Annotated in this window: 21 protein-coding genes; 11 read left to right on the forward strand and 10 right to left on the reverse strand. The window is 67.4% G+C overall.

Annotated features, from left to right (window positions below):
* Window positions 1-43: 43 nt before the first annotated feature.
* The gene (locus ACSBPQ_RS13250; RefSeq protein WP_442682575.1) at window positions 44-373 is read right to left on the reverse strand and encodes a J domain-containing protein; all 330 of its coding nucleotides are present in this window, start codon (window positions 371-373) and stop codon (window positions 44-46) included.
* A gap of 164 nt (window positions 374-537) precedes the next feature.
* Here ACSBPQ_RS13250 and ACSBPQ_RS13255 point away from each other — a divergent pair, with 164 nt between their 5' ends.
* Window positions 538-1,464: a phosphoribosylaminoimidazolesuccinocarboxamide synthase gene (locus ACSBPQ_RS13255; RefSeq protein ID WP_442682576.1), complete on the forward strand. Its 927-nt coding sequence runs from the start codon at window positions 538-540 to the stop codon at window positions 1,462-1,464.
* A 79-nt stretch (window positions 1,465-1,543) separates the two neighbouring features.
* On the forward strand, window positions 1,544-2,023 hold the full coding sequence (locus tag ACSBPQ_RS13260) for an Mpo1 family 2-hydroxy fatty acid dioxygenase (protein WP_442682577.1): 480 nt from the start codon (window positions 1,544-1,546) through the stop codon (window positions 2,021-2,023).
* A 73-nt stretch (window positions 2,024-2,096) separates the two neighbouring features.
* Here the strand turns inward: ACSBPQ_RS13260 and ACSBPQ_RS13265 are convergent, their stop codons facing one another.
* On the reverse strand, window positions 2,097-2,966 hold the full coding sequence (locus ACSBPQ_RS13265; protein ID WP_442682578.1) for an SDR family oxidoreductase: 870 nt from the start codon (window positions 2,964-2,966) through the stop codon (window positions 2,097-2,099).
* Between the two features lie 232 nt (window positions 2,967-3,198).
* On the opposite strand from ACSBPQ_RS13265, the gene ACSBPQ_RS13270 reads away from it, so the two are divergent.
* Genes ACSBPQ_RS13270 through ACSBPQ_RS13295 form a run of 6 tightly spaced genes read left to right on the forward strand, consistent with a single transcriptional unit; the run spans window position 3,199 to window position 9,085 of the window.
* Window positions 3,199-6,027: a monovalent cation/H+ antiporter subunit A gene (locus tag ACSBPQ_RS13270; RefSeq protein ID WP_442682579.1), complete on the forward strand. Its 2,829-nt coding sequence runs from the start codon at window positions 3,199-3,201 to the stop codon at window positions 6,025-6,027.
* The gene (locus tag ACSBPQ_RS13275) at window positions 6,027-6,407 is read left to right on the forward strand and encodes a Na+/H+ antiporter subunit C (protein WP_442682580.1); all 381 of its coding nucleotides are present in this window, start codon (window positions 6,027-6,029) and stop codon (window positions 6,405-6,407) included. Before ACSBPQ_RS13270 ends, ACSBPQ_RS13275 begins: the two co-directional genes overlap by 1 nt.
* Window positions 6,404-7,948 carry a monovalent cation/H+ antiporter subunit D gene (locus ACSBPQ_RS13280; RefSeq protein WP_442682581.1) on the forward strand — a complete coding sequence of 515 codons (1,545 nt, stop codon included), beginning with the start codon at window positions 6,404-6,406 and terminating at the stop codon, window positions 7,946-7,948. Before ACSBPQ_RS13275 ends, ACSBPQ_RS13280 begins: the two co-directional genes overlap by 4 nt.
* On the forward strand, window positions 7,945-8,451 hold the full coding sequence (locus ACSBPQ_RS13285) for a Na+/H+ antiporter subunit E (RefSeq protein WP_442682582.1): 507 nt from the start codon (window positions 7,945-7,947) through the stop codon (window positions 8,449-8,451). The genes ACSBPQ_RS13280 and ACSBPQ_RS13285 overlap by 4 nt, the downstream gene beginning before the upstream one ends.
* 38 nt (window positions 8,452-8,489) lie before the next feature.
* Window positions 8,490-8,732: a K+/H+ antiporter subunit F gene (locus ACSBPQ_RS13290; RefSeq protein ID WP_442684592.1), complete on the forward strand. Its 243-nt coding sequence runs from the start codon at window positions 8,490-8,492 to the stop codon at window positions 8,730-8,732.
* On the forward strand, window positions 8,729-9,085 hold the full coding sequence (locus ACSBPQ_RS13295; protein WP_442682583.1) for a Na+/H+ antiporter subunit G: 357 nt from the start codon (window positions 8,729-8,731) through the stop codon (window positions 9,083-9,085). Before ACSBPQ_RS13290 ends, ACSBPQ_RS13295 begins: the two co-directional genes overlap by 4 nt.
* Before the next feature lie 36 nt (window positions 9,086-9,121).
* Here ACSBPQ_RS13295 and ACSBPQ_RS13300 read toward each other — a convergent pair whose 3' ends face one another.
* From ACSBPQ_RS13300 to ACSBPQ_RS13310, 3 genes are all read right to left on the reverse strand, one after another.
* The gene (locus ACSBPQ_RS13300) at window positions 9,122-9,568 is read right to left on the reverse strand and encodes a hypothetical protein (RefSeq protein ID WP_442682584.1); all 447 of its coding nucleotides are present in this window, start codon (window positions 9,566-9,568) and stop codon (window positions 9,122-9,124) included.
* A 22-nt stretch (window positions 9,569-9,590) separates the two neighbouring features.
* Complete coding sequence (locus tag ACSBPQ_RS13305) at window positions 9,591-10,541, reverse strand: calcium/sodium antiporter (RefSeq protein WP_442682585.1); 951 nt, start codon at window positions 10,539-10,541, stop codon at window positions 9,591-9,593.
* Window positions 10,542-10,616: 75 nt separating this feature from the next.
* Window positions 10,617-11,198 (reverse strand): lectin, encoded by a 582-nt coding sequence (locus ACSBPQ_RS13310; RefSeq protein ID WP_442682586.1) that lies wholly within the window; start codon window positions 11,196-11,198, stop codon window positions 10,617-10,619.
* Between the two features lie 131 nt (window positions 11,199-11,329).
* Here ACSBPQ_RS13310 and ACSBPQ_RS13315 point away from each other — a divergent pair, with 131 nt between their 5' ends.
* Window positions 11,330-11,482: a hypothetical protein gene (locus tag ACSBPQ_RS13315; RefSeq protein ID WP_442682587.1), complete on the forward strand. Its 153-nt coding sequence runs from the start codon at window positions 11,330-11,332 to the stop codon at window positions 11,480-11,482.
* On the forward strand, window positions 11,476-11,862 hold the full coding sequence (locus ACSBPQ_RS13320) for a hypothetical protein (protein WP_442682588.1): 387 nt from the start codon (window positions 11,476-11,478) through the stop codon (window positions 11,860-11,862). Before ACSBPQ_RS13315 ends, ACSBPQ_RS13320 begins: the two co-directional genes overlap by 7 nt.
* Here ACSBPQ_RS13320 and hmgA read toward each other — a convergent pair.
* Together hmgA and hppD are read right to left on the reverse strand one after the other, a co-directional pair.
* On the reverse strand, window positions 11,843-13,141 hold the full coding sequence (gene hmgA, locus ACSBPQ_RS13325) for a homogentisate 1,2-dioxygenase (RefSeq protein ID WP_442682589.1): 1,299 nt from the start codon (window positions 13,139-13,141) through the stop codon (window positions 11,843-11,845). The two genes, ACSBPQ_RS13320 and hmgA, sit on opposite strands and share 20 nt — an antisense overlap.
* Before the next feature lie 65 nt (window positions 13,142-13,206).
* Complete coding sequence (hppD, locus tag ACSBPQ_RS13330; protein WP_442682590.1) at window positions 13,207-14,313, reverse strand: 4-hydroxyphenylpyruvate dioxygenase; 1,107 nt, start codon at window positions 14,311-14,313, stop codon at window positions 13,207-13,209.
* 123 nt (window positions 14,314-14,436) lie between these two features.
* On the opposite strand from hppD, the gene ACSBPQ_RS13335 reads away from it, so the two are divergent.
* Window positions 14,437-14,931, forward strand: a complete 495-nt coding sequence (locus tag ACSBPQ_RS13335) for a MarR family winged helix-turn-helix transcriptional regulator (RefSeq protein ID WP_442682591.1) — start codon at window positions 14,437-14,439, stop codon at window positions 14,929-14,931.
* A gap of 13 nt (window positions 14,932-14,944) precedes the next feature.
* On the opposite strand, the gene ACSBPQ_RS13340 is transcribed toward ACSBPQ_RS13335, so the two are convergent.
* The 3 genes from ACSBPQ_RS13340 to ACSBPQ_RS13350 all read right to left on the reverse strand — a co-directional run bounded on the left by ACSBPQ_RS13340 (window position 14,945) and on the right by ACSBPQ_RS13350 (window position 18,383).
* On the reverse strand, window positions 14,945-16,060 hold the full coding sequence (locus ACSBPQ_RS13340) for a hypothetical protein (RefSeq protein WP_442682592.1): 1,116 nt from the start codon (window positions 16,058-16,060) through the stop codon (window positions 14,945-14,947).
* Between the two features lie 198 nt (window positions 16,061-16,258).
* The gene (locus tag ACSBPQ_RS13345; protein ID WP_442684593.1) at window positions 16,259-16,858 is read right to left on the reverse strand and encodes a disulfide bond formation protein DsbD; all 600 of its coding nucleotides are present in this window, start codon (window positions 16,856-16,858) and stop codon (window positions 16,259-16,261) included.
* Between the two features lie 13 nt (window positions 16,859-16,871).
* Window positions 16,872-18,383 carry a peptide MFS transporter gene (locus ACSBPQ_RS13350; protein ID WP_442682593.1) on the reverse strand — a complete coding sequence of 504 codons (1,512 nt, stop codon included), beginning with the start codon at window positions 18,381-18,383 and terminating at the stop codon, window positions 16,872-16,874.
* Window positions 18,384-18,546 lie beyond the last annotated feature (163 nt).

The following is an 18,546-nucleotide window of genomic DNA, read 5'->3' on the forward strand; positions in this document are numbered from 1 at the left end:
ACGCGGGGCGTGGGGCGAGCGCAGCAGGAAGGTGGGCACGCTCTCAGCGCTTGCGCAGGGCTTTGATGCGGTCGTAGGCGGCATTGATCTGCCGGGCCTTTTTTTCGGCCTGTTCGCGCAGCTCGGGCGCGGCGCCGGCCACCTTGTCGGGGTGGTACTGGGACATCAGCCGGCGGTAGGCCAGGTCGATCTCGGCGTCGGTGGCCTCGCGGGTGACGCCCAGCTCGCGGTACGGCAGGTCCCTGCCCAGCCGGAACCAGTCGCTGTCGAAGGCGTGCCCCAGCAGCAGGCCGATGACCGCGCCAAACAGGGGGTTGGGCCTGAACAGCAGGGCCCCGGCGATGAAACCGAGCAGTTTTCCGTACCAGCGCATGGACGAGGGTATGGCCTGTGGATGGATTGGAGCCGCATTTTATGCCACAGCGGGCCAATCCGGCTTTACACTAGGCCGCCCGCCGTCCAGCCGCGGGCCCAGCGGGTCCTCCAGATCCGGGTCCTCCACGCCGGCGGCATCATTGCCAAGCCCCAGGAGTGCCCGTGCCGACCACGCTGCTGCAATCCGATCTTCCCGGCCTGCCCTTGCGCCATCGCGGCAAGGTGCGTGATGTATTCGATATCCCGCGCGAACGCCTGCCTGCCGATACGCCTGCGGGCGAGTACCTGCTGATCGTGGCCACCGATCGCCTGTCGGCATTCGACGTGGTGCTGCCCGACCCGATCCCGGGCAAGGGCGAGATGCTGTGCCAGGTGTCCAATTTCTGGTTCAAGCAGACCGAACACCTGATGCCCAACCACCTGACCGGCATCGATGTGGCCAGCGTGCTGCCCGAGGGCGTCGATCCGGCGCTGTACGCCAAGCGTGCGGTGGTGACCAAAAAGCTCAAGCCGGTGCCGGTGGAAGCGATCGCCCGCGGCTATGTGATCGGCAGCGGCTGGAAGGACTACCAGCGCACCGGCAAGGTCAGCGGCATCGCCCTGCCCGACGGCCTGCAGCAGGCCGAGAAGCTGCCCGAGCCGATCTTCACCCCGTCCACCAAGGCGGCTGTCGGCGACCATGACGAGAACATCGATTTCGACGCAATGGTCAAGGCAGTGGGCGCGGACCTGGCCGAGAAGGTGCGCGATGCCACCTTGCGTATCTACAAGTTCGCCGCCGGTTATGCGGCCGAGCGCGGCATCCTGCTGGCGGACACCAAGTTCGAGTTCGGCACCGACGCCGACGGCCGCCTGTACATCATGGACGAGATGCTCACGCCCGATTCCTCGCGCTACTGGCCGGCCGACGAGTACCAGGTCGGCATCAGCCCGCCGAGCTACGACAAGCAGTTCGTGCGCGACTATCTGGAGACGCTGGACTGGGACAAGACCGCCCCGGGCCCGGCGCTGCCAGCCTCGGTGATCGAACACACCCGCGCCAAGTACGCCGAAGCGCTGCAGCGGCTGGCCGGCATCCACATCGACTGACCCCGCCCCTACGGCTGCGCACCGTGCGCAGCCGTAGGGAAGCCGCGCTATGCTCGGCCCACCACAGGTGGGAGAGACCATGGACACGCGCATCGCACGCCCGGTAGACCGGTACTTCGCCAGCTATTCCGGCGATCACGTCAACCACACCAACCAGGCCATCCACGTGGTCGCGGTTCCCGCCATCTTGTGGTCGGTGATCGCCCTGCTGTGGTGCATCCCGCCGCTGTTGACCTGGTTCCAGCACGGCATCTGGGCCGCCCTGGCGATGTTCGCCACCTGGGTCTGGTACAACCGCCTGTCACGCCCGCTGGGCATCGGCATGCTGATCATCTTCTTCGTGTTCGGCTGCATCTGCCGGCTGCTGGAAGACCGTCTGGGAATCACGATGCTGCTGTACATCGCCATCGGCGTGTTCGTGGTGGCGTGGATTGCGCAGTTCATCGGCCACAAGATCGAAGGCCGCCGTCCCAGCTTCCTCACCGACCTGACCTACCTGCTGATCGGCCCGATCTGGGTGCTGGCCAAGCTGTTCCGGCAATTCGGCTGGCGCTACTAACGCCCGTACGCGGCATACCGGACGGTAGCGACGCCGGCAAGGAGCCGCCGCAATCGCCGCGCACGGCAGCCGGCTACAGCCCGACCATTTCCCGGGTCGGCAGGAACGGCCGCGGCGCATAGCCGAAGTCGCGCTGCGCCGGGCCGGTGTCGAACACCAGCGGTTCGCGCATGCGTGCCAGTGCGGCCCGGTTGATGTTCTGCAGCCGTCCGCTGGTATGCGCCACGCGCAATGCCAGCGTGAACAGCGGCGTCGGTACCCGCCACAACCGGGGGCGCGTCGCCAGCGAGGCCAGCACCCGTCGCACCATTTCGCTGTAGCCGAGGATTTCCCCGCCACCCAGCGCATAGGCGCGCCCGGCGGTTTCCGGAAATTCGACCACGCGCAGTGCCGCATCGCCCAGATCCTGCACATGCACCGGCTGGCGCAGGCCGGTGGCGCAGGTGGGCAGGAGGAAGAAACCGGTACGGGTGGCCAGTGCCGCGATCGCGCTCAGGGTCTTGTCGCGCCCTGCCCCATACACCAGGGTAGGCCGCAGCACGGTGACGGCGACGCCACGTCCGGCGGCAGTGGCGAACAGCAGCTGCTCGGCCTCGCGCAGGCGCCGGGCGACATCGCGCTCGGCCGGGTCGCTGGAATCGCGCTTGACCTCCACACTGGTGGAACCGAAAGCGACCACGCGCGGCGCGTGCATGGTCGAAGCCGCATACCAGCGCGCGAAGTGATCGAGCGGGCCGCAGCAGAACACCGCGTCGAAATCATCGGCCCCCTGCCAGGCACCGGAAAGATCCCCCTGCACCCAGCACAGTCCCGGCCCGGGAAGTTGCGGCTGGCGTGACACCGCCGTCACCGTCCAGCCAGCGGCGCGCAGGTTCGCCAGCAGGCACACGCCGATCTGGCCGCTGGCGCCGAATACCAGCGCCTTGCGGGAAACGGCGGACATGTCCAGATCATTTTCCATGTGCCAAGGATAGGCGAACGCGGCGGATTTCCCGCACCGGCCCCTCCCGTCGCAGATGCAGAACCAGCGTTTCCCGCGACTGTCCACACAGGCACAACGCGGTGTACCGGCATGCCGCCCCACTGAAATAGAACGGCTTGTTCATAAAACGCGACGAGCGGTAAAAACGCGCCTGCTAGACTTGAAAGCCATCCGCTTCACCCACCTCCCCTGCATGCCGCCAGTCCTGTTGCTGCTCCTTGCGTTGCCCTTCCTGCTGGCCGCCGTCATCGCCCTGTCCGGTCGTCTGTCGCGCGTTGCCGCCGCCGGGCTTGCAGGTGCCGCGCCGCTGCTGGGACTGGCCCTGCTCGGCAGCCTGACGCCGGCGGTGCTGGACGGCGAAGTGGTCCGCAGCAGCTGGCAATGGCTGCCGCAGATCGGGCTGGACATCACCCTGCGCCTGGACGGCCTGGCGTGGATGTTCACCGGGCTGGTGCTGGGCATCGGTGCACTGGTGGTGCTGTATGCGCATTACTACCTGTCACCGCAGGACAGCACGCGGCGTTTCTACAGCTACCTGCTGCTGTTCATGGGCGCGATGCTGGGCATGGTGCTGTCCGGCAACCTGTTGCTGCTGATGGTGTTCTGGGAACTGACCAGCATCAGCTCGTTCCTGCTGATCGGCTTCTGGTCGCACCGCAGGGAGGCGCGCGAAGGCGCGCGCATGGCGCTGATCATCACCGGTGCCGGCGGCCTGACGCTGCTCGGCGGCGTGCTGCTGATCGGCCGCATCGTCGGCAGTTTCGACCTGGACGTGGTGCTGGCTTCGGGCGAGCTGATCCGCAGCAGTGCGCTGTATCCGTGGGCGCTGCTGCTGGTGCTGGCCGGCATCTTCACCAAGAGCGCGCAGTTCCCGTTCCAGTTCTGGCTGCCGCATGCGATGGCGGCACCGACGCCGGTGTCGGCCTATCTGCACTCGGCGACGATGGTGAAGGCCGGCGTGTTCCTGCTGGCGCGGCTGCACCCGGCACTGGCCGGCACCGAGCTGTTCTTCTACGTGGTCAGCGGCATCGGCGCGATCACCCTGCTTATCGGCGCCTGGAATGCGATCTTCCAGCACGACCTCAAGGGCCTACTGGCCTATTCGACGATCTCGCACCTGGGCCTGATCACCCTGCTGTTCGGCCTGTCCACACCGATGGCGGTGGTGGCCGGCGTGTTCCACATCCTCAACCACGCCACCTTCAAGGCCTCGCTGTTCATGGCCGCCGGCATCATCGACCACGAGACCGGCACCCGCGACATGCGCCGCCTCGGCGGCCTGCGCAAGCTGATGCCGGTCACCAGCGCGCTGGCGATCGTCGCCTCGCTGGCGATGGCCGGCATTCCGCTGCTCAACGGCTTCCTGTCCAAGGAAATGCTGTTCGCCGAGGCGCTGGCCACCGAAGGCCCGGACTGGATGCGCAACGCGGTCAGCCTGGCCGCGCTGCTGGCCGGCGTGCTGGGCGTGGCCTACAGCCTGCGCTTCGTCCATGACACCTTCTTCGGCAAGGGACCGCTGGACATCGACGTGGTGCCGCATGAGCCGCCGCGTTGGATGAAGGTGCCGGTGGCGGTGCTGGTGGTCATCTGTCTGGCGGTGGGCATCGTACCGGCGCTGACCGTGGCCACGACCTTGCGGGCCGGCGCGCAGGCGATCCTCGGCCCGGCGTTGCCGGACTACAGCCTGGCGGTGTGGCACGGCTTCAATCTGCCACTGGCGATGAGCGCGATCGGCGTCGCCGGCGGCATCGCCCTGTATGTCGGCCTGCGCCGCTTCACCGATCTGTATGCCGCACGCAACCGGCCGGTGGGCAAGCAGCTGTTCCAGCGCAATCTGGAAGTGCTGTCCGGGCTGGCCCACCGCTTCACTGCCGCGCTGGCCAACGGCAGCCTGCAGCGCATGCTGCTGGCGCTGGTGCTGGTGGCGATGCTCGTGGTGGCCGCGCCCTATGTCGCCGATCCGGCCATGCCCGTGTGGCCGGCCCCGCAACCGCTGCCACTGCTGGGCTGGACCCTGTGGCTGGTGATGCTGGCCTGCGCGTTCGCGGCGCTGTTCCTGTTCCAGCAGCGCCTGCTGGCGGTGATCGTGATGGGCGGCACCGGGTTGATGGTGGCGCTGACCTTCGTGTTCCTGTCGGCACCGGATCTGGCACTGACCCAGCTGATGGTGGAGATGGTGACGCTGGCACTGATGCTGCTGGCGATGAATTACCTGCCGGCGCGCTCGCTTCCCGAACCCTCGCGCTGGCGCAAGCGCCGCGATGCGCTGATCGCCATCATCGCCGGTACCGGCATCACCGCACTGGCCTATTCGCTGATGACGCTGCCGCCCAACACCATGGCCGGCGAACTGCTGCTGCGCTCGCTGCCGGAAGCCTACGGCCACAACGTGGTCAACGTGATCCTGGTCGACTTCCGTGGTTTCGACACCTTCGGCGAGATCACCGTGTTCGGCATCGCCGCACTGGTGGTGCATGCGCTGCTGCGGCGCTCACGGATGGCGCCGGAGCAGATCATGCCCGGCCCGCCGATCAAGTTGCCGGTGCCGGCCGACCTGGCGCAGATCATGTTCCCGCTGACCATGACGGTGTCGATCTTCCTGTTCCTGCGTGGCCACAACGCGCCGGGCGGCGGCTTCATCGCCGGGCTGGTGCTGGCGGTGCCGCTGCTGATCCAGTACGTGATCCAGGGCACGGTGTCGGTGGAGTCGCGCTTCGGCTTCGACTACATCCGCTGCATCGGCCTGGGCCTGCTGATCGCCGTGCTCAGCGGCATGGCCTCGATGCTGTTCGGCGTACCGTTCCTGACCAGTGGCCACGTGGAATGGCAGCTGCCGCTGATCGGCGAAGTGCCGCTGGCCAGTGCGATCGGTTTTGATACCGGCGTTTATCTGGTGGTGTTCGGCGGGGTGATGCTGATCCTGTCGATGATGGGCACCATCAAGCCCTCGCGCACCCGCAACGCCCGCAACGGCGAGATCGATATCCACCGCCGTTCGGCCCGCACCGGGGAGATGCACTGATGGAACTGGCCCTTGCAAGCGCGATCGGTGTACTCACCGGCATCGGCATCTACCTGCTGCTGCGCGCGCGCAGTTTCGACGTGATCCTCGGCATGACCTTCCTGTCCTACGCCACCAACCTGCTGATCTTCAGCGCCGGACGGCCGGTGACCGGCAAGGCGCCGGTGCTCAAGGACGGCGTGGCCACAAGCCTGGCGCACTACACCGACCCGTTGCCGCAGGCACTGGTGCTGACCGCGATCGTCATCGCCTTCGCGATGACCGCGGTGAGCATCGTGCTGGCCATGCGCAGCCGCAGCGACAACCACAGCGACCACGTCGATGCGCATGAGACCGGGCCTGGCGCCGGCCAGCTGGACCAGCCGGGAGGCGGCGCATGAACCATCTGGTGGTCCTGCCGGTCCTGATACCGCTGCTCGGCGCGGCGTTGTCATTGTTCATCGAGCACCGCCGTTACGGGCCGAAGGTGCAGCGCAGCGTGGCGTGGCTGAGCATGGCCGCACTGGCGGTGGTGGTGGCGCTGCTGTTCGCGCAGACCAGTCAGGGCCGGATCTCGGCCTACCTGCTGGGCGACTGGCCGGCGCGGCTGGGCATCGCGCTGGTCGCCGACGGGCTGGCCGGCTGGATGCTGCTCACCACCTTGCTGTTGGCCATCGCCTGCCTGCTGTACGCCTGCACCGGATGGGACCGGCGCGCACCGCACTTCCATGCGCTGTTCCAGTTCCAGCTGATGGGCCTGAACGGTGCGTTCCTGACCGGCGACATCTTCAACCTGTTCGTGTTCTTCGAGGTGCTGCTGATCGCCTCCTACGGCCTGCTGCTGTCTGGCGGACGCGGGCTGCGCATGCGCATCGGCCTGCATTACGTGGTGTTCAACGTCACCGCCTCGACCCTGTTCCTGATCGCGCTGGGCATGCTCTACGCGGTGCTGGGATCGTTGAACATGGCCGAGATAAGCCAGCGCATCGTCGAACTGCCGCCTTCGCACCTGAAGCTGGCCAAGGCCGCGCTGGGCCTGCTGCTGGTGGTGTTCTGCTCCAAGGCGGCGCTGCTGCCGCTGTACCTGTGGCTGCCCGAAGCCTATGCACGCGCGCCGGCGGCAGTGGCGGCGTTGTTCGTCATCATGACCAAGGTCGGCCTGTATGCGGTGCTGCGGGTCAGCAGCCTGTGGTTCGACGCCGATGCCGGGGCGATGAGCGGCTATGGCAGTGACTGGCTGCTGTGGGCGGGCATCGCCACCTTGCTGGTGGCCGCGCTGGGTGCGCTGGCGGCGACCCGCCTGAGCGTGCTGGTCGCCTACCTGGTGGTGGTGTCGGCGGCGACGCTGTTCATCGCCTTCGCGCTGGGCAACGCCGGCACGATCTCCGCCGGCCTGTACTACCTGCCGCACAGCACCTTCACCGCCGCCGCACTGTTCCTGGTGGCCGACCTGATCCGCCGCCGCCGGCGCCGCGGCGGCCAGCACCACGATGGCGAACAGACCGTGCTGCCGGGCAAGACCGGCACCAGCCTGCTGTTCCTGGTCGCCGCAGTCGCCATTGCCGGCCTGCCGCCGCTGGCCGGTTTCCTGGCCAAGGCCGCACTGCTGTCGGCGGTTCCCGATGCACATACCGGCGTGGTGTGGGCGGCGGTGCTGGGCAGCAGCCTGCTGGTGATCATCGGATTGACCCGCACCGGCATCCGCCTGTTCTGGCACGTGCCCGGTGACGATGATGCGGTGCCGGAACCGGAGTCATCCGAGGCGCCGCCGCGTCCGTTCGAAACCGCCGCCGCCTCGCTGCTGCTGGCCTATGTGGTGGCGATGGCCATCTTCGCCGCGCCGCTGATGCGGCAGACCGATGCCATCGCCGCGCAGCTGCTGGCACCGGCGCAATACCTGGATGATGTACGCGGCACCACGCCGCAGGTGAGGCAGCCATGAGTCCACGCCGCCCGTTGTTGCGCCGGCTGTTCCCGGCGCCGGTCCTGTCGATCACCGTCCTCGCCTTCTGGATGGTGATGTCCTTCACTTTCGATCTCGGCCAGTTGCTGCTGGGCATGCTGCTGGGGCTGGTGATTCCACTGTTCGCGGCACGGCTGGACCGCGAGTTCGCCCGTATCGGCAGCCTGCGCCCGGTGCCGCGACTGGCCTGCGTGATCCTGTGGGACATCCTGGTCTGCAACCTGCGCGTGGCCGCCCAGGTGCTGGGGCCGGAACACAAGGTGAAGCCCGGCTTCATCTGGCTGCCGCTGGATATCGGCAACATCCACGGCATCGCCGCGCTGACCAGCTTCATCACCCTGACCCCGGGCACGGTCTCGGCGGCACTGTCCGCCGACCGCCGCCACCTGCTGGTGCACGTGCTGCACCTTGAGGATGCGCAGGCCCTGATCCACGAGATCAAGAGCCGCTACGAGGCCCCATTGATGGAGATCTTCCCGTGAACGGTTACCAGATTTTCGAGCTCACCCTGGTGACGTGCATGCACGTGGTCGGGCTGGCGATGCTGCTGGCGCTGTGGCGGCTGCTGCGTGGCCCGACCGTGCCCGACCGCATCCTCGCGCTGGACACGCTCTCGGTCACCGCCATCGCCGAGCTGATGCTGTTCGGCATCTATCTGGATTCGGCCATCTACTTCGAGGCCGCGCTGGTGATCGCCATGCTCGGTTTCTGCAGCACCGTGGTGCTGAGCAAGTTCGTGCTGCGCCGGGATATCGTCGAATGATCACCTTCCTGCAGATCGCACTGTCGGCGCTGCTGCTGTTCGGCAGTTTCTTCATCCTCATAGGGGCACTGGGGCTGGTGCGTTTCTCCGACTTTTTCAAGCGCCTGCACGCGCCGACCAAGGCCAGCACGCTGGGCGTGGGCTGCGTGCTGGCATGCTCGGTCACCTATCACATCTTCCTCGGCGAGGACCCGCAGCCGCGCGAGCTGCTGATCACCGTGTTCCTGTTCATCACCGCGCCGATCAGCGCCCACCTGATGGCCAAGGCGGCGCTGTCGCTGATGATGGAAAGCCGCCCGGAACCGCCGGCCGGCGGGAACGCCGAGGCCGACGCCAACACGCCGCCGCGCTGAGGCGGCGGCGCTTATGCGGTACGGACCCGGCCGGTGTCAGCGCAGCTGGATCTGCGCCGCGTCGCTGACCCGGACATGGGTCTGGTAGTAGTACTTGCCACTGGGCTGGCCCTGGGCGTCGGTGAAGTCGATGCGCACCATGCGCGCGGTACCCCGCACCAGGATCGGCTTGTCCTTCAGCACCGTTTCCGGATCGGCCTGCAGCTGCCCGGCCAGCGCCAGCCTCGCCTGCGGATCCAGCGCGACGCTGAGATTGCGCGGATCACGGTAGTCCGGCTGCGACCCCAGGAACAGCCGGCCGTTGTCCTCACCGGTCCTGCGCACGTTCAGTGCGAACACGCCATCCACACCGCGGCCGGGGCCGGCGGCGGCCGCCAGCTGCACCGCCATCGCCGCGTCGATCCAGGACGACGGCTGCCTGGGCAGCATCCCGCATCCGGCCAGTGCCACGCCCAGCACCGCACCGCCCACCCACTTGCGCATCCCCATTCCCTTCCCCTGTCAGTCAGTACAGCAGCGCCAGTTCCAGCCCCACCCAGGCCAGGAACGCCATAAACAGCACCGCGCCCTCGCCACGGCTGATCCTCAGGTCACCGCGCAGCATCGGGTACAGCATCAGCACGAACACGATCGCCGCCGGCAGTTCCAGCCTCACGAACGAGGCCGGCAGCGGCATCGGCCGCAGCGCCGCCATGCCACCCACCACCACCAGCAGGTTGAACAGGCTCGAGCCGATGACGTGGCCGACCACCATGTCGCCCTGCCCGCGCCGCGCGGCGGCGATGGCCGCGGCCACTTCCGGCAGCGCGGTGCCGATGGCGACCGGCAACAGGCCGGCCAGCAGCGGCGACATGCTCCAGCCGGCACCGATCAGCGGCGCGGCCTGCACCACCCAGCGCGCGCCGTAGTAAAGCACCACCGCGGCGATCAGCAGGCGGACCACGTTCAACCACAACATCGTGCGGGTGGTCGCGTAGTCGGCGATATTCTGCTGCAGCTCGACCGGTTCGCGGCGCGCGCGTGACAACAGCAACCCCAGCACGGCGACAAAGCCCAGCAGCAGCACAACGCCCTCGAAGCGGCTGATCACGCCATCCAGACCGAACACGATCAGCGCCAGCGTGGCCACCGCCAGCAGCACCAACAACGGCGACAGCAGCCGGGTGCGCACCAGCAGCGGGAACGCCAGTGCCGCCAGGCCCAGGGTCAGGCCGACGTTGACGATGTTGCTGCCCACCGCGTTGCCCAGTGCGAGGTCCTGCGCGCCGACCACGAACGCGCGGGCATTGACCACCAGCTCCGGCAGCGAGGTGCCGAACGCCACCAGCAGCAGGCCGGCGACAAACGGCGAAGCGCCGAAACGCTGCGCCAGCCCGGAGGCCGCCTTGACGATGGAGTCGCCGCCCAGTGCCAACAGCACCAGTCCCAGTACGAACCACACGATGGCTTCAAACATTGCGCGTCTCTCCCGGTAGTGATGACGGTGGTTCCGGGCCGCGCCAGCTCCCGCACCGCAAACGGCAGCAGGGTATCAGCCGCAGCCTTCCACGTAATCCACCTGCGGCGGCAGACCCACCCGCCACGCGCTGGCCTTTCCATCGGCGTCCAGCTCGATCACCAGCACGCCGGCGCCGCCTTCGGCAGCGGGGACGCGCAGGACCTTGCCACCGGCCACGTACTTGTGTGGCTGCGGAGCGTCGGCATGCGGGTACAACGCCTGCAGCTGCGCCAGCTCCATACCGACCGTGCCGCCGCCCGGTGCCGGGGCAGCACTGCTGCGCAGGTCATAGCGCACGAAACGGTTGCCCTCGATCATGAAGAACGGCCGCGCATCGCCCTCTCCCGCGGGACTGAGGTAATAGCAGCCGCCATCGGCCACCACATCGCCCTGCAACTCGCCCGGCCACAGCGTGCGCAACTGTTCCGCGCCGATGCCCAGTTGCAGCGGACCGTAGCCCTTCAAGCTGGCGTCGCCGCTCGCCACCTTCGCGGGAGTTGCCGCGGAGGAAGGAGTGGGTTCGGCCGCACGCGGTGGAGTGTCGGGCGCCGGCGGGCGCTCACAGCCACCCAGCAGGCCGGCAAGGATCAGCAACAACAGGGCGATATGGTTCATGCGGCGACTCCGGGCAGGTCGAGGCCGAGTCTAGCCAGCACGGTGCAGCCTGCAGGTGAGTACGCCGCTGTAATGCGTCTTTCACGGGCCGCTGGCAGGCTCATCCCCTTCCGCGTCGAGCCCCACCCCCGATGCAACCGTGCAAGACCGAGCTCGCCCGGGCCGCGCTGCAAGCCCATCGTGCGCCGCTGGATCTGCGCCAGCGGCGCGCACTGATCCTGTGCGACGGCAAGCGCTCGCTGGCCGAGCTGGCGGTGCTGCTGGCAGCGATACACCGATGCTGATCGCCCAGCTGCAGCGCGACGGCTACCTGCACGGCGGCGTCGAAGTACCGGCAACGCCGCCCTCCACCGCGACCCTGCCTGTCAGCGGACGCCGCCGCTCGCTGGTCGCCGCACGCCTGTATGTGCTGGACATCCTCGCCCTGCAACGCCATCCCACTGCCCTGCAGTTGCACCAGGGGTTGCTGGCGACACGCAGCGAGGACGACACCGTGGAAGCGCTGCAGCGGGTGCTCAACCACCTGCCGGCACTGACCTCCGCCGGTTATGCACGGCGGGTACGCGAACGCTTGCAGGAAATACTGCCCGGCCCCCACCTGGCGGCGGTGCTGGAAACCCGGACGCCGCCGGACCGGGAGCGGATTACCCCTGCGGTGGGATGAAATTGCCGCGCAGGCCGCTCCAGCAGGCCTGGTAGCCACGCTGGCGATGCGCTGCCGCCACCGCCTGCTCGCTCGGGCAGATCACCCCGCGCGTCTCGAACATGAAGGCCATGGTGTCGCCGATCACATCCGGCTTGGACAGGTCGGCATGGCTGGCCTTGTCGAAGGTGGCCGCATCCGGGCCGTGGCCGGTCATGCAGTTGTGCAACGAGGCGCCACCGGGCACGAAGCCCTCTGCCTTGGCGTCATACGCGCCGTGGATCAGGCCCATGAACTCGCTGGCGATGTTGCGGTGGAACCACGGCGGACGGAAGGTGTCCTGCGCCACCAGCCAGCGCGGCGGGAAGATCACGAAGTCCAGGTTGCTGGTGCCCGGGGTATCGCTGGCCGAGTGCAGCACCAGGAAGATCGACGGGTCCGGATGGTCGTAGCTGATCGAACCGATGGTGTTGAAATGGCGCAGGTCATAGCGGTACGGCGCGTAGTTGCCGTGCCAGCCGACCACATCCAGCGGCGAATGGCCGATGTCCGCGCGCCACAGCCGGCCCTGGAACTTGGCCACCAGTTCGAAATCGCCTTCGACGTTCTCGTAGGCGGCGACCGGGGTCTCGAAATCGCGCGGGTTGGCCAGGCCGTTGCTGCCGATCGGTCCCAGGTCGGGCAGCTTGAGCAGGGCACCGTAGTTCTCGCAGACATAGCCGCGCGCCTGCCCGTCCGGCAGCTCGACGGCAAAACGCACGCCGCGCGGGATCACCGCGATCTGCTGCGGTTCGATCTCGATCAGGCCCAGCTCGGTGCGCAGCCGCAGCCGGCCGAGCTGCGGCACGATCAGCATCTCGGCATCGGCGTTGTAGAAGTAACGCCCGCGCATGTCGGTGTTGGCCGCATACATATGGATGCCGGCACCGCTGTGCGCCGCAGGGCCGCCATTGCCACCCATCGTGTAGAGGCCTTCGATGAAATCGGTGGGTGTGGTGGGCAGCGGCTGTGGGTCCCAGCGCAGCTGGTTGGGCGACACCGCGGCATGGCTGAACTCGCCATGCAGGCGCGGCTGCGTGAACGGGGTGAACTCGCCGTGCATCGCCGCCGGGCGGATCCGGTACAGCCAGCTGCGGCGATTGGCCCCGCGCGGCGCGGTAAAGGCAGTGCCGGTCAGCTGCTCGGCATACAGCCCGTGCGCCACCTGCTGCGGCGAATTGCGCCCCACCGGCAAGGTGCCGGGCACGGCCTCGGTGGCGAATTCGTTGCCGAAACCGGATTGATAACCACTGCTGACCATCACTGACCTGCCTGTATCCGTTGTGCCGGGCCCCTCCGCGCGGGAGGGGCTCAATGGTAGTGCGCTTACAGCACGCCGCGCTTGATCTGGTCGCGCTCGATGCTCTCGAACAGCGCCTGGAAATTGCCTTCGCCGAAGCCCTCGTTGCCCTTGCGCTGGATGATCTCGAAGAAGATCGGACCGATCGCGTTCTGGGTGAAGATCTGCAGCAGCTTGCGCTGCTTGGTCTCCGGGTCGGCGTCGATCAGGATCTTGTTCCTGCGCAGGCGTTCCACGTCCTCGCCGTTGTCGGGAATGCGCAGGTCGACCACGTCGAAATAAGTGTCCGGCGTATCCAGGAACTCGACGCCATGCGCGCGCATCGCCTCCACCGTCTCATAGATGTTGTCGGTGAAGCAGGCGATGTGCTGGATGCCTTCGCCTTTGTACGCGTCCAGGTATTCGTTGATCTGGCTCTTCGGGTCGGAGGACTCGTTGAGCGGGATGCGCACGATGCCGTCCGGCGCGGTCATCGCCTTGGACACCAGCCCGGTCTTGGCACCCTTGATGTCGAAGTAGCGGATCTCGCGGAAGTTGAACAGCCGCTCGTAGTAGTCCGACCACTGCTGCATGTTGCCCAGGTACAGGTTGTGGGTCAGGTGGTCGATGAAGGTCAGGCCGAAGCCGGCCGGGTTCTGCTCGGCACCGGCAATCGGCTCGTAGTCGGCGTCGTAGATGCTGCCGGCCGCGCCATAGCGGTCGACCAGATACAGCATGCAGTCGCCAATGCCCTTGATCACCGGCGCCGGCACCGCGCGGGTTTCCGGCAGCAGGCCCACCTCTTCGGCACCGTTGCTGCGTGCGGCCGAGAGCACCTCGGCGGCCGGCTTGCCGAAGCGGATCGCGAAGCCGCAGGCGCAGGGGCCGTGCTTGGCGGCGAAGTCGGCGGCAAAGGAGTCCGGCTCCTCGTTCACAAGGAAGTTGACGCCGCCTTGACGGTAGACGGTAATAGCACGCTGCCGATGGCGGAGTACGGCAGTGAATCCCATGTTCTTGAAGTAGTCGTGCAGCCGGTCGGCCTGTCCGGCCGGGGCGGCGAATTCGACGAACTCGAAACCATCGATGCCCATCGGGTTTTCGAAGGTGGTGACCTGCATGCCCGGATTGGGCGCGTGGGTGGCGGGGGTATTCATGGTCAGCTCCGGAAGGCAGAACGGTCGTCGACCAGCGGCGGCGCAACTGGATCCTGCGCCCGACGCGGGTTGTAATCCCACGTTATAGTTTCATATGTAACCACCAGCAAGGTGCACTGCAACATGAGCTCTTCCGATTACAGCAAGTCCACCAGCATCCGGGCCTCGCACGTCCTGCTGGACCTTGAGCAGTTCCTGCCCTATCGCATCAGCGTGTTGTCCAACCGCGTCAGCGCCAACATCGCCCGGCTGTACGGCGACCGCTACGGCCTGGCCATTCCCGAATGGCGGGTGATCACCATCCTGGCGCTGTATCCGGGCAGCTCGGCCTCCGAGGTGTCCGACCGTACGGCGATGGACAAGGTGGCCGTCAGCCGCGCCGTCGGGCGACTGCTGGAGCGCGGCTTCATCAAGCGCGAAACGCATGGCGATGACCGCCGGCGCTCGGTGCTGGCGCTTTCCGCTGCCGGCTTCGAGGTCTACGAGAGCATCGCGCCGCTGGTGATCGAGATGGACCGGCGCCTGATGTCGGTGCTCACCGAAGAAGAAGAACTGGTGCTGGAACGCCTGATCACGCGCCTGGCCGACGCCGGCCTGCCGCGCATGAACGAGGGTTGATCGCCCGCCGCGATCAGCTCAGGTGCTTGCGCCTGGCGTAGATCCACGGCGCTGCCAGTGCGGCAATGGCCCCGCCGGCGAATCCGAGTGCTGCGGCCACCGCGGCCACCTCGATCTGTCCCGGCAACGCCAGCGCCGCAATCAGCAGCAGTGCCGCCGGCAGGCCGATGAAGGACGCCAGGAAAAAGCGCCAACGCGGCACCCAGGTGTGCAGCTGCATCAGACTGGCGCTGGCCCAGGCCTCGCCGGCCTTGCCACGCCTGATCTTGTCCACCAGCTTGACCAGATCGACCTCGACCACGTCACGCCCGCCACGCAACTGCGCCAGCTCAGCGCCAACTTCGAGCGGATCAGGCCATTGCGCAGGCCATGACTGTGGCGCGGCGACGCCATAAGCGGTCAACAGCGGCAATGTCAGCGAAGCGGCGGTCAACACCCGCAGCCGCTGGTTGTCTCGTACGCACCAGACCTGGCTGACCCCGTCCACCGTGACCTGGTACAGCGCCAGCTGGCTGGCCTCCGGATAGGGCAGCGTCGTCACCCGTGCCGCCATCGTGGCCACACCCATCGCCCGCAGGAAACCCACCCGGCTGCGTCCCTGGTGCGCCCAGGCCAGCCCCAGCGGCGCCAGCAGCATCACCTCGGCCGGGTCGCTGCCGCCGGCACTGGCCCGCTCATCGGCGGCCAGGTACACCGCCAGCGATTTCGGCTCGTTCACCTCGTTCCTGCCCCAGCGGTGTGACTGGCCGAGCAGGAACTTCAGCGGCACCTGCGCCGGCACCGTGTCGCCGCGCACCGCATCAGAGGCAAACGGCACCACCGAGGCGACGAACGCCCGCAACTCGTTGCCCGGCACCGCATTCCAGGCCGCCGGCAGCAGTCCGGCCAGCAGCCCGTCACGCACCAGCGCGTCGATGCCGTCCTTCTGTTCGACCAGCCGCGCCACCGCCGACTGCAGCATGATGTTGGACGGCGGAGCGAGCAGCGGCAGCCGCGAGGCCGGGGCCACCACCTCTTCCCTCGGCGGACTTTCGTCCAGCAGCGCCTCCACCGTGGGCAGCACGGTGCCGGCCGGGTCCGGCAGCGGCTCCCCGGCGGCGGAAGAGGACGTGTTGGCAAGGGGCTGCATGACGGGCACGGCAGATACCGGAAGCAGACGGGATTGAACCGTTAACGGCCGGGTGCCGGAAAAATGAAACCGGCCGGCACCGGCCCGCCGTGGACGCACCGGCCAGAGCGCGCCCGGCACACCCCGGAACTGGCCGGACGGATTGCCCGGGCTGCCGCACAAAAAACAACGGCGCCCCCGGGCGCCGTCGCGGTTGCTTCATCCGGCCGGCACAGCGGGCGGCGCCCAGTGCTTGAGAAAACCGTCAAACCTGCCGTGGTCGTAGCCCAGCCCCTTCTCCAGCCCGGCTGCGGGCTGGGAATGCAGCAGCCGGCCTTCGGCGTCCAGCACGAACAAGTGCGGATGCTGCTGGACCGGCGGCAATTGCGCCAGCAGGGCGGCACTGCCGGCCTCGCTGCCGGCATCGACTTTCACCCACACATAATGGGCGTCACGGAAGCGGCGGAGTTGCGAATCCCCTTCCATGAAGCGGTCCAGCAGCGGGCAGCGCGCGCAGTCCTCGCCACCCACCTCCAGCACGATCCGCTTGCCGCCGCGCTGGGCCTCGACCTTGGCCATTTCCAGATCGGCGGCCGCATCGCGCGCCGGATCGAAGCGTGCATTGAGTGCCGCCAGCGCGGCGACATCGGCCGCGGCGGCGGTGTTGCCGGAGGTCACCGGCTGGCTGATGTCAGCCACCGGTGCCTTCTGCTCAGAGGTGTCCAGCGGCTGCACCGCGACCGGCGCGGTGGCCGGCGGCGGATTGCAGCCGGCCAGGGTCGCGGCCAGCAGCAGGGGAGCCCATGCGGGCAGCCGCATCATCACAGGAGCCTTACTTCACGCCGTGCATCAGCTTCTGGATCAGCGGTGCGATCAGGAACAGCAGCACGCCGGCGCCGATCAGCACCCAGAAACCGAAGGTGTAGCCGGCCTGCGCCGAGGCCACGGTCATGCCGCCTTCGCCGCTGACGCTGCTGGCGAAGATGCCCGACAGGTTGTTGCCGATCGCGGTGGACAGGAACCAGCCGCCCATGCCGAAGCCGATCAGGCGCACCGGTGCCAGCTTGGTCACCATCGACAGGCCGATCGGCGACAGGCACAGCTCGCCCACCGACTGGATCACGTAGACCATGAACAGCGTCCAGAACGGGATCTTCAGGCTCTGCGGGTCCACCAGGCTGGACAGCGAGAACATCAGCAGCAGGAACGCCAGGCCGTTGAAGATGATGCCCAGGCCGAACTTGCGCGGGATCGACGGATTGGCCTTGCCCATCTTGACCCACAGCCAGGCGATGACCGGGGCCAGGGTGATGATGGCCAGCGAGTTGACCGACTGGAACCAGCCCACCGGGAACGTCCAGCCGCCGAAATCGCGCTGGACGATGTTCTGCGCCAGGAAATTGAAGGAGCTGCCGGCCTGTTCGAAGAACACCCAGAACAGCACGTTGAAGGCGAAGATGATCAGCATCGCGATCGCCTTGTCGCGTGCCACCGCACCGTTGGCGAAGCCTTCGCGCAGGATCAGCACGCACAGGCCCACGAACAGGATGGTCAGCAGCACCTGCAGGGTGTTGGCATCGATGGTCAGCAGGAAGTAGATCGCCGGGATCGCCACCAGCACGCCCAGCAGCACCAGCAGCAAGCGCCCGAAGCCTTCGCCGCCTTCGATGGGACGGCCGATGCCCTTGAGCTGCGCGCGGCCAAACCAGAACCACACCAGGCTGATCAGCATGCCCACGCCCGAGGCGATGAACACCGCCTTGTAGGCCGGCATCTGCGAGGAGCCGCCGAACATGTTCTCGGCCAGCCAGCCGGTCAGGATCGGCGCGATCAGCGCACCGGCGTTGATGCCCATGTAGAACAGGGTGAAGCCGGAATCGCGGCGTTCGTCACCGGTGGCATACAGCTGGCCGACCATGGTCGAGATGTTCGGCTTGAACAGGCCATTGCCGGCCACGATCGTGGCCAGGCCGATCTTGAACACCGTCTCGTTGGGGACGATGACCATGAACAGGCCGGCCGCCATCACCACCGCGCCGAGCAGGATCGAACGCTGGTAGCCGATCACCCGGTCGGCGACATAACCGCCGAACAGCGCCGCCGCATAGACCAGCGCCAGGTAGGCGCCGTACAGCTTGCTGGCCGCACCTTCACCAGAGGCATCACCGTCGAAGAACTGGGCGACGATGTACAGCGCCAGCGCCCAGCGCATGCCATAGAACGCGAAGCGTTCCCAGAACTCGGTCATGAACAGCATCCACAGCGGACGCGGATGGCCGAGGGTGGTCTTGAACTCCGGCACGGGCGCCGGGGTTGATGCGGAATTCGGCGCGGCAGCGCTCATGCGGTGTCCCCTGAACAGGTCGTTGGGTAAGAGATCGGCCGGAACCGGCACGACGGGCGAGGATCACAGAAGCGTCGCCACCACGTCAAATCCGCGGGGGCGAAGGCACACAGTGGTCATTGGCTGACGCCTGCGCGGAAAAACCTGCCGGCCGGGCCAAAGG

Source organism: Stenotrophomonas sp. JC08, assembly GCF_052180205.1.
Classification (GTDB): domain Bacteria; phylum Pseudomonadota; class Gammaproteobacteria; order Xanthomonadales; family Xanthomonadaceae; genus Stenotrophomonas.